This window comes from Aedoeadaptatus ivorii (assembly GCF_900638585.1).
GTDB lineage: Bacteria > Bacillota > Clostridia > Tissierellales > Peptoniphilaceae > Aedoeadaptatus > Aedoeadaptatus ivorii.
In genome coordinates this window covers 1,107,105-1,120,827 of sequence record NZ_LR134523.1, presented here as the reverse complement: position 1 = coordinate 1,120,827, position 13,723 = coordinate 1,107,105, and the positions used below count along the sequence as shown (strand labels likewise).

Below are 13,723 nucleotides of genomic sequence, written 5' to 3'. Positions count from 1 at the left end.
TATGACGAGGAAGATGAAAGATTCGGGAATAGAGTGGATTGGCGAGATACCGGAGGAGTGGGAAACTACGGTGTTAAAGCGTATCGTTGTAGATAGACAATCCGGAGTATGGGGAAAGGACGAAATAGTAGATAGTTTGAATAATAAAATATGTATACGGGTCGCAGACTTTGATTTTCCAAATATGACGGTAAGAAAAGACAGGCCATATACATTCAGGAATTATACTGAAAAAGAAATAATCAAGTATAGGTTAAAAAAAGAAGATATACTAATTGAAAAATCGGGTGGTGGCGAAAAAATGCCTGTAGGGAGAACCATTATATGGGATCAAGAATATGAAGCGTTATTCGCCAATTTCATTGAAAGAATAAGAGTCGATAAAATGCAAATATTGCCGATGTTTGCACAATTCTGTTTTTATTCCTTTTATAAGAATGGCGGCACTAAATTATATTTCAATCAAACCACAGGTATACAGAATTTAGATATAACAAAATTATTAAACGAGGTAAAGTTTCCGATCCCTAGTATTGACTCCCAAAGGAAGATTGTTAAGTTAGTAAATAACAAGTGCCTAGAAATAAAAAAATTAAAAAAATTTATCACTCAACAAATCCAAACGCTGGAAGAATACAAAAAGTCCCTTATCACCGAGGTGGTTACAAAGGGGCTGGATAAAAATGTGAAGATGAAAGAGTCGGGCATAGAATGGATTGGAGAGATTCCGGAGCATTGGGAGCTAATTAAGTTAAAAAATATTGCGACTACTATATCCAAAGGTATAAGCCCAAATTATGTTGAGGAAGAATTAACCCCGGTTGTTAATCAAGCAACGTTTAGCAAAGGATACTTTGACTATAATTTAAAGTATTGTAGCAACAACATTCAAAGTGATGCTTTATTGAAAAAAAATGACGTTCTAATAGCTACTACTGGTGGAGGCGTTTTAGGGAAAACATATTTCTTCCAAGAAGACGAAAAATATTTAGCATCTACGGACGTTGCATTTATAAGAATGAATATATTAGATCTTTCCAAGTTGATTTACTATTTTTTAAGTACAAAGTATGATTTATTAAATGGTATTTTTGCAAAAGGCTCGACCAATCAAATACATTTACAAATGGACATGCTTATAAATATGCATATCGCGGTACCTAGTGAACATGAACTGCGAGTAATAATAAGTTATTTAGATAAGGTCAATCAAGTGGTAGACGATTCCATAAACCAAAAACATCACCAACTGGAAGTCTTGGAAGAATACAAGAAGTCTTTGATCTACGAATACGTTACGGGGAAAAAGGAGGTTTCTCATGGTTAAGGTCAATATCTTCGATGAAAGGAATGAGTTTCAGCAGGAGTTCGTCGCGCATTTGGTGGAAGAAAACGGTTTTATAGAAAGAAAGAATAAAGATTTTAATCGGGCGTATGCGATGGACATCGATATTCTTTTCGAATTCTTCTCTGCTACGCAAAGCGATGTGATGGAAGAGTTAGAAAGTATCTACAAACAGGATACGAGAGAAACCATCGTGAATTATCTCAATAAAGAGATCACCAAAAAGGGCAGTTCGCTCCTCGATGTATTCAAAAGGGGCATCGAAATCAACAATAAAAAGCTGGCACTGATGTATACAAAGCCGGCCACCGACTACAATAAAGATTTGCTCGAAAAGTATGAAGGCAATATTTTCTCTGTCATGCAAGAGGTATATCCGAATGACGAGGAGAGAGTCGATCTGGTATTGTTCTTGAATGGACTTGCGATTATGTCCCTTGAACTGAAAAGCGAATACTCGGGTCAAACGTATCACGATGCCATTTTGCAGTATCGAACGGATAGGGATCCCAAGTCGAGACTGTTTTTGTGGAAGGCGGGATGCCTTGTAAATTTTGCCATGGATACGAGTATGGTGATGATGGCGACGAAACTCGACGGCGAATCCACTTTCTTTTTGCCTTTCAATAAGGGCAAGGGCGAGGGCATATATACGGGAGCGGGTAACCCCGCGTATCCGGACAAGTTGCCGGTTTCGTATATGTGGGAAGAGATTTTAACCAAAGATTCTATCCTCGAGCTGATTTCGAAGTTTATTTTTATAGAGCGAAAAGAAGACGAGGATGCACTGACGGGAAAAGTAAAGGTAAAAGAGACGGTGATTTTCCCCCGCTTTCATCAGCTCGATCTGATCAGAAAGTTATTGGCGGATGTAAAGGTCAACAAAACGAGCCTGAATTATTTAATCGAGCATTCGGCGGGGTCGGGCAAGACGAATTCTATCGCTTGGCTATCTCATCGATTGGTATCCCTGCACGATGCCGATAACCATCCCATTTATGACACCATTATTATTGTTACGGACAGAGTGGTCGTGGATCGGCAGCTACAAAAAGCGGTGTTAAGTTTAGATCACCAGGCGGGGCTTATCAGGACCATGGATGATAAGTGTTCGTCTCATGATTTGCAAATTGCCTTGGAAGGCAATACGAAGATTGTGGCGACGACGATCCAAAAATTCCCGTATATCGTGGAGGAATTGAAGAATTTAAAAGAAAAGAACTTTGCCGTCATTATCGATGAAGCGCATTCTTCGACCTCCGGCAAGAATATGATGGCCGTAACGCAGTCTTTGGGTTCCGGGGAAGAAGAATTGGAAGATGAAGACGACGTAATTTTGAATGAAATCAAAAGATCGGGCAAGCAATCGAATGTTTCTATGTTTGCCTTTACGGCGACCCCCAAACCGACGACGCTTCGGATGTTCGGTAGGCTAAATAAAAATGGAAACTACGAAGCCTTTCATTTGTACTCGATGAAGCAAGCCATTGAAGAAGGCTTTATATTGGATGTGCTGCAAAACTACACGACCTACGAAACGATGTATAAAATTAACAAGGCGATAGAAGAAGATCCAGAGCTGAAAACCGTGAAGGCCAAGCGGCAGATTGCAAGGTTTATCGATCTGCACGATACCAATATTCGCCAAAGGGTCGAGATTATCGTCGAGCATTTTAGAAATCATGTGGTACCGGAATTGGGCGGCCAGGCGAAGTCGATGGTCGTTACCGCTTCCAGGCAGGCGGCGGTAAAGTATAAGTTACATTTGGATAAATATGTTCGAGAAAAGGGCTATGAGAACATCCGCGCCCTCGTGGCCTTTTCCGGCAAGGTCAATTTAGAAGACGACAACGAGACATATACAGAGTTCGGCATCAATCATGTGGCCGAAGAAAGTGTTCCCTATGAATTCGACAGTGATCGGTATAATGTAATGATCGTGGCCAATAAATATCAGACCGGCTTCGATCAGAAGAAGCTATCCGCCATGTATGTATTGAAAAAACTCCGGGGCGTAAACGCGGTGCAAACGCTATCGAGATTGAATAGAGTCTGTCCGCCTTACGAAAAGAAAGTATTTGTACTGGACTTTGTAAATGACTATGAAAGTATGCAAAACGCGTTTGCTCCGTATTATACGACCACGCTCTTAGCGAGCGATTTAACCCCCGGTAAGATCAAAGAGATGCTGACAAGTTTGGAAGGATATTACATTATCGACCCGCTGGATGTAGATCGCGTCAATACATTGATCTTTAAAAAGCGAAAGGGCTCCATAACAAGAAATGAGCAGAAGTCTCTTCTTCTGTCTTTACAGAATTCCAATCGCAGGCTAAAGGAATTGAAAGAAGTACCGCAAAGAGTATTTGTGGCCAGGATGAAAAACTTCAAACGGTTCTATGAGTATCTCATTCAGGTATCCAGTTATGAAGATTTGGATGTTCACAAATACTATATATACGTATGCTATTTCTTGGATATGATCAGTCTCGACGATGGGGGAGACGGCTTTGACCTCAAGGGCAAAGTAGAAGCAAGCAACTTTGCGCAAATAGAGGGCGAAACGCACAAGGACGAAAAGATGATCTCAAAGCCTGTCGTCAATCTTCCCATGGCAGAACCCATTGAAATATCGGGGGATAAAAAAGAGAGACTTTCGGAGATTATCGCGGATATTAATGCGAAAACCGGTTCTAATTACGATGTGGAATTGGCCACCACAGCAGCCATGCAAATTCGGGATTTGATGTTGAAATCAGAAGAACTTAGAACTTCCGCTAAAAATAATACAGAAGAGGATTTTAGATTCTCTTATTTTTCGAATATCGAAGATGCTTTGATCCAGGGCTTAGATCAAAATCAAGGATTTTTCTCTTATTTGCTCGATAACCGAGATGCGCAAAAAGAAGTCCTCGGGTTATTTATGCCCGAGATTTACAAAAGTTTAAGGGCCAATGCGATTTGAGATGTGCTTATATAGGATCGCAGCTATAAAAGAATGATGGCGTGAGGCTAGAGGCTGCTTATTTAAAAGGATGACCGGAAGAAATGAAGGCATAGAAACTTTTCGACGGTAGATAGAACAGAGGGCTTTTGAGCGTTTCGCATGCCAAAGATCGTATGGAGGAGTGAGGAGTATGAGCGCAAATGCGCAACCGCCTTTAAGAACGGGATTGTTGGACTTTCTAAGAAATAGCAGCGGTAGCCAATTCGTGATACCCGTGTACCAAAGAAATTATACTTGGTCGGCAGGTAAAGAAGTTAAGCAATATCTCGATGACTTAAAAAGTGTTTTGTTGGGGGAATATAACAATCATTTTTTGGGCATCATCATCTATCTAGATACGCCAATCGATTTTACGAGCCGAGAATTTTCGGTGATCGACGGGCAACAGAGATTGACTACGACATTTCTGATCCTCTATGCCATACGGGAAATCATGAAACAAGAAAATGCCGTGGACGCAATCCAGAGCTTAGATGGGCAAATTTTGACCAATCCATTCGCCACCCATGAAACGTTAAAATACAAGCTGAAGCCTTTGGTTTCGGATGACTCGGTTTATAAATATATCGTGAACGACAAAGCCGGCGATATAGAGGATACAGATTCTCTGGTGTATAAAAATTTTAAGTATATAGTAAATTACGTAAAGACACTCAATGAAAAGTTTACGTATAATGAAATTTTACTGGCTTTAAATAAGTTATACGTCGTTTGTATCCCTCTATCCAAAGAAGATAATGCACAAAAAATATTTGAAAGTATCAATTCTACCGGCGTAAAATTAACCGCTTCCGATTTAATTCGAAATTTTTTACTCATGGATTTAAACAGCGAGTTACAAGATCTCTATTACACAAAGTATTGGATGGAGCTAGAAAAGTACTTGGGAAGTGACTCCAAGAAACTAGAATCTTTTTTTCGATTTTATCTTTCCATAAAAAATAAGGTCTTGCCAAATAAAAATGCTGTGTACAGAGAATTTGTACATTGGTATAAGAAGAATCAGGATGTAGAAAGAGAAGCTATTTTTGATGATATTATAAAATATAGCAGATATTATTATGAAATTTACTATAAAGATCTCGCTGCTATAGAGAAAGCGCTAAGAGGGCCGATCAAGGAGTATCGAAGAATTCTATCCGACATGCCTGCGCCTTTGATGATGGGTTTATGGGACTTATACGAAAAGGGAAAGATAAGCATTGCGCAAACCTCTGAGATGATTTATATCATTAATTCCTATTTAATACGGAGGGCTCTATGCGATTTAAACACCAGCTATCTTACAAAAATGTTCCCGCCCTTGTTAAAGGATATCGAGGAAGAATGTGCCGGAGACTACAAGAATGTAGTGGAAGTCCTGAAAAAGAATTTAGTCTTTAAGAATAGTAACAATGGCATGTATGTCCCCAACGACAAGCAGCTAAGAGATATTTTGCTACATGCGAATGTGTATAAGATTAAAACGCCACTTCGAATCTTCTTCGATAAACTCGAACATCACGACAATCCGGCGCCCGTCCATTTGGAAGATTTGAATATTGAACATTTAATGCCGCAAACGCCCACGCCGGAATGGTATGAAGCATTGGGCGTCGATGAGGAAGAATACCAAAGAAATGTAAGCAGGTTGGGGAATTTGACTTTGGCTTCTAAAGTCGATAATAGCAGGATGCAAAATAAGGTCTGGACCTATAAAAATGAAATTTTATCGAACACATCTCACTTAAAAATCAATCAAGATATTTTGAAAAAAGAAAAATGGGATATCCATGCGATTCACGAAAGAACGGAATTCTTAATTCAAGCGTTTAATAAATTATTCTCATATCCCCAAACCAATTCAAAAATTATTAAGACGACACCGATCTATATCGACGCCAATGGCGTTTCGGCATCGGGAATGTTTTATGCAGATAACGGTGCGGTCGAAATCTATGAAGGATCGGAGCTCGCTCTGTTTAAAAATGCGGATAATTATCCGGAAATTAATGAAGAAAGACAGAGCTTGATAGATGATGGGATTATTTATGATGATGGTGAAAAATTAGTATTTAAACGATCCCATATAGTAAATCCGAAAATCGATGGATTTAGTGCGCTGAGCAGTTCAGCGTCGCTAATTTTACATGGGTCTCGGAATGGATGGGATTGCTGGAAAACCTCGGATGGTGTTTCCTTGCGCGAGAAAAAAGAGATTTTGTAAATATAGAATCGATAAAAGTGGAGGGAGATAGGAAGGCCGACTTTTGCCCTTACATGGTATATGTCGCCAACTCAAGTTATGCCCGCGGCGGTTTACGCTGTGGGCGTTTTTATTGGCGATTTTTATACCGTAATCGATTACAATAATAAAGTAAGAAAATATATCGGAGTAGGGTTTCAGCGGAAGGGAAGATCACGATGGCAGTTGCGATTCGCGAAGGGAAAGCTGCCGATGCGGGGAAAGTGTTGGAGTTTGTTCGACAAGTGGGCGGCGAGACGGAGTATTTGTCGTATGGCGCGGAAGGGATCGGCATCTCTTTAAAGAAGGGGGCGCGATTTTTGGAGGGCATGCGCGATGAGAAGAATTGTCTTTTTCTTATCGCATGGGATGGGGAGACCCTTTTGGGAACATTGAGTCTTGCGGGCGCTTCGGGCCGGATGGCGCATCGGGCGGAGCTGGGCATGGCGGTGGCGAAGGACGCGTGAGGACGCGGCATCGGCAGTTCGATGTTGCGCTGGGGCATCGACTTCGGACAGAAAAACGGAATCGAAATCGTCACGCTCGAGGTAAGCGAAGAAAATCGCCGGGCGATGGCTTTCTTTCAAACGTTCGGGTTTGAACGAACGGAAAGAGTGCCTGCTTTGGTGAAGATCGGGGAGCGATACATCGATTTTATGGCGATGGTTCTTGATTTGCGCTCGTCACGAGAAGATACCGAAGAAAAGAATTAGAGGAGAAAGCCGAGACCGGCAGATTGGTTCGGCGGTTTTTGTAAAAAAAAACAAGTGCATTCCATTGGGTGCCTGCGTGAGCGGAAGATCAGGTGTATATAGGGCAAAGAACAGGAACGCCCGAGAAGTTTCGCAGGATGACGGAGACCCTTCGCGACGCCGGCGTATTTGGCGCGGTGCGCGGCGTATTGTTCGGTAAGTCGGCGGATGAAGCGCATAGTACGCCGCGTTGCATTATTCCCTTTGGCGTCGATGCGGTGGAAGATACCGAAGAGCAGCGAATCGCATTTGCAGCGGAGACAAAGTAATTTAATAAATTATCAAAATAAGCATATCTGCCGTTAAAATTACGTAAAGTTATGATTCGCCGGCTACATATGGCGCATCGAAAGTCTTTATAGCGTTCCAAATATTTTTAAGCATGATACAATTATAGATAGGTATAAATAAATGTAGTAAAGAACGAATAGGAATACAATCCATAGGAAAAGGAGGCCGGCATGGATAAGGGTGCGGATGAGATGAAATTGGCGCGGGAACTGTTGGTCCGGGTCAGAAAGTTACGACAGGATGTGATGGACGAAAGGGATCGGGATATAGCCCTTTGGGATGAGGAGCTGGAGAGGGAGGATTTTCTACCCTCGGCGGAAAACCTTTTTCACTATCTCGCCGTTCGCCGAAGGGACCTTCGGGATTTGCAGGAGGCCCTAATTCCCTGGGGTCTTTCGTCTTTGGGGCGGTTGGAGGCGAAGACTCTCGCCACGCTCGATTCCCTGGTAGCTACCCTCGAGGATATTACAGGTGCGGAAAAAACCGTGTTCCATCCGAAAATTGCCCGCTTCTATGAGGGACCTGAGATTTTGGCAAAAAATACTTTGGAGATTTTCGGTCCTACCGAGTCGAAAAATTACACTCGCATTATGGCGACTCTGCCCACAGAAGCCACCGACGACCAAAAGTTTGTCGACAAGCTGGTAGAAAACGGAATGAACATCGCCCGAATCAACTGTTCCCACGACGACGAAGAGATTTGGACCCAAATGATCGAAAGGGTACGGGCAGCAGAGAAAAAATTTGGTCGGGAAGTAAAGATTTCGATGGAGATGGCCGGTCCTAAAATTCGAACGTCGTGGGTCTATACCACCGAAAAGAATCCGAAGGTGGCGGCGGGAGATTCGATTCGTCTGGATAAGGATACGACAAAAATTGGCAATTACCCGCACTGTAAGTTGGTGGTGGGAATGACGGTACCGGAAATCCTCGCAGATATCCGAGAAGAAGAAGAGGTCATTATTGACGACGGAACTGTGGAATGCCGGGTGGTGGAAAAAGATGCGCAGGGTCTGACCCTATATATCCACAAGGTAAACGGATCCGATACCCGGATTAAGTCGGAAAAGGGCATTAACTTTCCCAAGTCCCGGTTCGACCTGCATGTGTTGCCGGAACAAGACAAGGTCCATTTGGCTTTTGCCTTGGAGCATGCCGATATCATTGGGTTTTCCTTTATGAAAAATGCCCAGGATATGAGAATGATCCAGGAAGAAATGGAAAGACAAGTCGGAGAAAGGGCCAAAAAAATCCCGATCTTGGCGAAGATAGAGACGGTGCAAGCTGTGGACAACTTGGCTTCGATCATTTTGCAAGGCGCGGGGAAAAATCCGCTCTGTGTAATGATCGCCCGGGGGGATTTGGCGGTAGAATGCGGCTATGTGCGCCTGTCGGAGCTGCAACAGGAGATTATGTGGATTTGTGAAGCGGCCAATATTCCCGTGATTTGGGCCACTGAAGTTTTGGCGAACCTGATCAAACGGGGCATCCCCACGCGAGCGGAAATCACCGACGTTGCCGAAGGCGCTTCGGCGGAGTGCATTATGCTCAATAAGGGCAAATACCTGCCCCAAGGGGTGGAGATGGTCCGCCGGATCTTGGAAAAGCAAAAGTACCACAAGCTCAAAAAGACCTATATGCTCAGAGCCTTGGGCATTGCGTATTCTCACGAGTAACGCGCGACGGTGTTTATGTAAGATGTATAAGTGGTATGCCCTGCGTACCCAAAAAGACTGCAGTGTTTGATAAAAGAGCCCCTATGAAAATGTAGGGCAATTCTATATATGATCTATTCGGAAAGGCCGTTTTTTTCAGCGGTCTTTTTTGATGCAATAAAATAACGGTGTGTAACGAGAAAGTGGCTGATAAGAAAAAAGTACTCTATTTCTCATATCGCCTATACACAGGCGAAACAAAACAGAGGATTCAGCCATATAGATGACTATTTATAGTTTATAGTATATAATTGTGGCAAAATCGGAGGGATACAGGATGCTCATACTAAGAATATATCCTTTTGCATTATATAGACCGAAAGAAAATGCCGAAGGCAAAACAAAGAGAAAAATCAATCGGATCAAGGCGCTGTCCTTGGGGCTGCCCCCTTGTAAAAAGACGCTGTATTACGACAGCAGTCTCAAAACGCGGGCGGAAGATTTTGCGGGCGTATTTGGAGAGCTCGCGCTGAAACCGAAAAACGAGCTGTTTTTTTCGGAAGACGACGAATGCCGCATTCTCATGGACGTGCCCGAACGGCTATCGGCGGATTTATATGCCGCAACCGGAAAAAGGGTAGATTTTGACGATCACATGGCGGTACTTTCGAAGAAAGACCCGACAGGGCGGGAAACGGTGCAGTGGATTTATAGGGCAAAAGATCTGATATTTTTTGCCTATCCCGAAGAAATCGTGGTGCCGTTTCGTAAGGGAACGGACATTTCGCTGCAAAAGCTCCTTTTGCCGAAAATCGAAGAGGGCTTTAAGAAGATTCTCAAAAACCTCGATACCTTTATTCGAGAACCTTGGGAAGTCGAATCCGTGCACCAATACCGGGTCTCCATTCGCCGATTTAGGGCGTTAATTTCTATGGTAAAACCCATATTGAATCCTTCGTCCTACGCAAAAATTCAAGATATCTTCCGGCAAAAGGGCAGAGACGCGGAACTCTTGCGGGAACTGGACGTGTTGATGGAAGAGTGGGACAAGGTGAGAGAGCCGGAGCAAGTCCACCTGAAGAACGCCTTAATGGAACAGCGGAAGCGAGAAGAGGAACGGCTACTCGCGCTCCTAAAGACCGATCGCATTCGCGAAGAGTTAAAAGAAGGCTTAAATACATTTATGCACAGCCTGAGTATGTCCGACTGGCACGAAATCGACGGCGTGTTCCTGTTGGACCAAAGGCTGCACAATTGGTATCGCTATACCCTCGAGGCGCTGTGGCGCATGGAGGAATTCGACCTGCCCTTTGTGCATCGAATTCGGCTGAAAAGTAAAAAATACCGATACGTCACCGAGTTCTTCGACGACCACACCACCCTCACCCAAGTGATGCACCACAAAAAGGCCAAAAAGCGGCAGACCGTGCTGGGGGAAGTGTGCGACGCGCTGAGAAATCGGGAGGCCATTCGAGAACTCGAGCCGTATTTCGACGATAAGGCCTTGGAAGAAGCGGCGTATTTTATAAAAAAGGAAGAACAGAGGGAAAATCAGTTGCTCCACGATCTCGGCTTGCGAAACAAAACGGCGGATTCCAATCCGCATGCCGCGGAAGAAAAGAGCGAAGTCGTCGAAGAGTCGACGGCGCCTGCTTCCACACACGCGCAGGCCGAGACGCCGGAGCGCGCGGACAAGATCGAGGATGGGGAAAAGGCGCAAGATGGCGAGCGCCCTGCGGAGCGAGCGGACGCGGCAATCGAGCCGGATGCGCCGGTCTATTTCGACGACCCATCCAAGTATAAGCTGTTCGCCGTAGGTGCCGTCGTCATTCTGTTGGCGTCGATTCTATTCAATAAATTCCTATAACGATAGTAGTCTCTTCAATAGGTTTGGGATTGTGCAATAAATTCGAGGAGGAAAGGATGAAAATCACCAATTTCGGCACCACCACTTTGCTGTTCGACGACGGCGAGGATCAAGTCCTCTTCGACGCAAATTTTACCCGCCCGACGGTGGGGCGCTATCTGTTCCGAAAGGTCGACACCGATTGCGATCTGATCGACGATCTGTTCGAAACCCACGGCATCGATCGACTGCGGGCCGTCTTTATTTCGCATTCCCATTACGACCACGTGATCGATGCGCCCTACATCGCCAGGCGTTGCGGGGCCACCCTGTATGGCAGCGAATCTACCAAAAATGTGGGCTTGGGCGGGGGCGTGCCCACAGAACAACTTGCCGTATTCGAAGGCTACAAACGTTATCGCATCGGCCATTTTGAGATCACCGTGATACCGTCTCTCCATTCCCGCCCGGTCGCCTTTCACGACGACATCGGCGAGGAGATCGAGGCGCCCCTCGCCCGGCCGAGCCGGTTGCGAAAGTATAAGGAAGGCGGCTCCTACGACTTCTATGTGCAAAACGGCGAAAAGCGCTATTTGATTCATCCCAGCGGCAACTATATCGAAGGGCGGCTCGAAGGCTATCCGGCCGACGTACTCTTTTTGGCCGTGGCGGGGTATCGACGGTTGCGCCGCAAAAAGCGGCGGGCGTTTTTCGACGAAACCATAGGACGCACAGCGGCAAAACTCGTCGTCCCCATTCATTGGGACAACTTCTTCGTGTCCCTAAACCGTCCCGTTAAGCGCCTGCCGAGAATCGCCGAGCGCACCGATCGCGTCGCCTTTCACCTGGTGCGCTACTGTGAAGAACACGGGGTGAATACCGTGGTGCAACTGCCCCATACCAGCATGGAAGTGTGAGGGAAGAGCGAATCGCAGGAGTATATAAGCCGTAACATATGAGTTGTTATCGGCGTCGGCCGCGCTCCTTGGAGATTACCGCCACCGTGGCGTTTTCCGAGATCAAAAAAGATGTATTGCAATTGTTTATGGGCGTATAAACAATATAAAACCAATTTATAAACACAGAGCGATACATCGCTCTGTTTTTTTAAAAATATGCCGGACGAACTTCATTGAATTCTTATCCTCCATACAATATACTTCGAATATGAAGTAATAGATTTGCGATAGGAGGGACGTATGGTATTTCTTGTGGCGATGGGTGTTTTGCTCGTACCCATTATAATGATCGTTTTCGGTTGGCTCTTGTATGCACGGGGGCCGAAGGAAATCAATCCGACGTATGGGTACCGCACAAAGCGTTCAATGAAAAGCCCGGAGGCATGGCAATTCGCGCAAAAGTTTTTCGGCAAAATTTGGCTGGTGACGGACATTGTCTTGGCTGTGGCGGGGCTTTTGTTTTGCTCTTTGCGTGGAATCAAATGGGAGATGCGCAGGAAGGTTTTGTGTTCGGCATCTCTTTTGCAGAGGTCGCGGTGATGCTCGGCGCCATCCTGCCCACGGAAATTGCCTTGCGGCAGCGCTTTGACGAGGACGGGAAGCCCCGGAATTGAAAGTAGAAGTAAAATAAAGAATTTGTCATTGTTTTTTCCGGGGGGGGTGATACGATGGGGGCGAGCAAAAGGGCTCGGCGGCATTTCGTCGCATACCTGAAAAAACTATACCGGAGGAGGGGTAGTGTGGACAAAAGAAGAGACGATTGTTATTGTTTTTGTGTGCAGCTGTGTTGATTCCGACGGCAGTATGGGGAGAGGGGGGGGGGCGCGGCCGTTTCCGTATATGTAAACGGCATGAACTTGGCGGCTAGCCAATACGGCGCAGAAGAGGTCGCCCCCATTCGCGAAGGCAGAACGTATCTTTCCCTGGCGAACTGCGAAGACTTTTTCGGCTATACCGTGGAGCAAAGCGGCGACGGCGCCGTAACGCTTCGCGCAGGCGACAAACAGATTGCCATGAAAATCGGCGAGAAGGCCTATACCGCAAACGGGAACGCCACGGCCATGGACGCCGCGCCCTTCGAAGACGGCGGGACGGTATACATACCGGTGCGCTTTGTGCAAGAGGCGCTGGGCGGGATAGTCGATTGGGACGGAAAGAATCGCACGGTGATCGTCGCCAAGCGGCCGAACCCGGGGGCGGTGACGGAGTTTACCGAGAGTCTCGATCCTCTCGGCATTTCTCTGATCGTGCCCGATGCCGTCGATTATAACGAGATCGGCGGAAAGTATGTCTTTACGGCGAAAGAAGCGCTGGGCCAATACGACAACGAGCCGGGCACTTTGTTTACCATCGCCGCCGAAGATGAGCCGCCGCTTTCGAATCTCGAAGATCGGGTGTTGCGCTATGCGGACGGCAAATATATCGTCTTGCACTTTCCCGAAGAGGGAATCGGCACCGATCGCTACCAAAAGTTGATGGACGAAATGATAAAGAGCATAAAAAGCACAGAGGACCAATAGAGAAAGGCCCGGAGGGATCCGGGCTTTTTTTGTATCGGCAGATTGCTATAATGAAACAAAAGGACTTTGGTGGGAAAGGGGACGTTTGTGAAGCGCAGACTCTACTTGCCGCTATTGGCTCCAG

The 13,723-nt window shown here is 45.4% G+C and carries 11 protein-coding genes; all 11 read left to right on the top strand.

Features of this window, described 5'->3' with window-relative positions:
- The first annotated feature begins 1 nt into the window (after position 1).
- The gene (locus EL294_RS05605; RefSeq protein ID WP_126465700.1) at positions 2–1,327 is read left to right on the top strand and encodes a restriction endonuclease subunit S; all 1,326 of its coding nucleotides are present in this window, start codon (positions 2–4) and stop codon (positions 1,325–1,327) included.
- Positions 1,320–4,310: a type I restriction endonuclease subunit R gene (locus tag EL294_RS05600; RefSeq protein ID WP_126465699.1), complete on the top strand. Its 2,991-nt coding sequence runs from the start codon at positions 1,320–1,322 to the stop codon at positions 4,308–4,310. Before EL294_RS05605 ends, EL294_RS05600 begins: the two co-directional genes overlap by 8 nt.
- A 172-nt stretch (positions 4,311–4,482) precedes the next feature.
- A complete protein-coding gene (locus tag EL294_RS05595) occupies positions 4,483–6,558 on the top strand; it encodes a DUF4357 domain-containing protein (RefSeq protein ID WP_126465698.1) in 2,076 nt (691 codons plus the stop codon).
- 197 nt (positions 6,559–6,755) lie between these two features.
- The gene (locus tag EL294_RS05590; RefSeq protein ID WP_126465697.1) at positions 6,756–7,043 is read left to right on the top strand and encodes a hypothetical protein; all 288 of its coding nucleotides are present in this window, start codon (positions 6,756–6,758) and stop codon (positions 7,041–7,043) included.
- Between the two features lie 9 nt (positions 7,044–7,052).
- Entirely contained in the window at positions 7,053–7,289 is a 237-nt protein-coding gene (locus EL294_RS05585; RefSeq protein WP_269471191.1) for a GNAT family N-acetyltransferase, read from the top strand.
- Between the two features lie 137 nt (positions 7,290–7,426).
- Positions 7,427–7,597: a hypothetical protein gene (locus tag EL294_RS07890; protein ID WP_164715240.1), complete on the top strand. Its 171-nt coding sequence runs from the start codon at positions 7,427–7,429 to the stop codon at positions 7,595–7,597.
- A 192-nt stretch (positions 7,598–7,789) separates the two neighbouring features.
- Positions 7,790–9,295, top strand: coding sequence for a pyruvate kinase (locus EL294_RS05580; protein ID WP_126465695.1), 1,506 nt, complete (start codon positions 7,790–7,792; stop codon positions 9,293–9,295).
- 316 nt (positions 9,296–9,611) lie between these two features.
- Positions 9,612–11,141, top strand: a complete 1,530-nt coding sequence (locus EL294_RS05575; protein ID WP_126465694.1) for a CHAD domain-containing protein — start codon at positions 9,612–9,614, stop codon at positions 11,139–11,141.
- Positions 11,142–11,197: 56 nt separating this feature from the next.
- Positions 11,198–12,037 carry an MBL fold metallo-hydrolase gene (locus EL294_RS05570; protein WP_126465693.1) on the top strand — a complete coding sequence of 280 codons (840 nt, stop codon included), beginning with the start codon at positions 11,198–11,200 and terminating at the stop codon, positions 12,035–12,037.
- 282 nt (positions 12,038–12,319) lie between these two features.
- Positions 12,320–12,619, top strand: coding sequence for an SdpI family protein (locus tag EL294_RS08180; RefSeq protein ID WP_126465692.1), 300 nt, complete (start codon positions 12,320–12,322; stop codon positions 12,617–12,619).
- Between the two features lie 311 nt (positions 12,620–12,930).
- Positions 12,931–13,599, top strand: a complete 669-nt coding sequence (locus EL294_RS05560; RefSeq protein WP_126465691.1) for a copper amine oxidase N-terminal domain-containing protein — start codon at positions 12,931–12,933, stop codon at positions 13,597–13,599.
- Positions 13,600–13,723: the final 124 nt, after the last annotated feature.

Excerpts from the sequence above, each read along its gene's own strand:
- EL294_RS05605 (WP_126465700.1), top strand. The coding sequence starts at position 2 with ATGACGAGGAAGATGAAAGATTCGGGAATAGAGTGGATTGGCGAGATA.
- EL294_RS05600 (WP_126465699.1), top strand. The coding sequence starts at position 1,320 with ATGGTTAAGGTCAATATCTTCGATGAAAGGAATGAGTTTCAGCAGGAG.
- EL294_RS05595 (WP_126465698.1), top strand. The coding sequence starts at position 4,483 with ATGAGCGCAAATGCGCAACCGCCTTTAAGAACGGGATTGTTGGACTTT.
- EL294_RS05590 (WP_126465697.1), top strand. The coding sequence starts at position 6,756 with ATGGCAGTTGCGATTCGCGAAGGGAAAGCTGCCGATGCGGGGAAAGTG.
- EL294_RS07890 (WP_164715240.1), top strand. The coding sequence starts at position 7,427 with ATGACGGAGACCCTTCGCGACGCCGGCGTATTTGGCGCGGTGCGCGGC.
- EL294_RS05580 (WP_126465695.1), top strand. The coding sequence starts at position 7,790 with ATGGATAAGGGTGCGGATGAGATGAAATTGGCGCGGGAACTGTTGGTC.
- EL294_RS05575 (WP_126465694.1), top strand. The coding sequence starts at position 9,612 with ATGCTCATACTAAGAATATATCCTTTTGCATTATATAGACCGAAAGAA.
- EL294_RS05570 (WP_126465693.1), top strand. The coding sequence starts at position 11,198 with ATGAAAATCACCAATTTCGGCACCACCACTTTGCTGTTCGACGACGGC.
- EL294_RS08180 (WP_126465692.1), top strand. The coding sequence starts at position 12,320 with ATGGTATTTCTTGTGGCGATGGGTGTTTTGCTCGTACCCATTATAATG.
- EL294_RS05560 (WP_126465691.1), top strand. The coding sequence starts at position 12,931 with ATGAACTTGGCGGCTAGCCAATACGGCGCAGAAGAGGTCGCCCCCATT.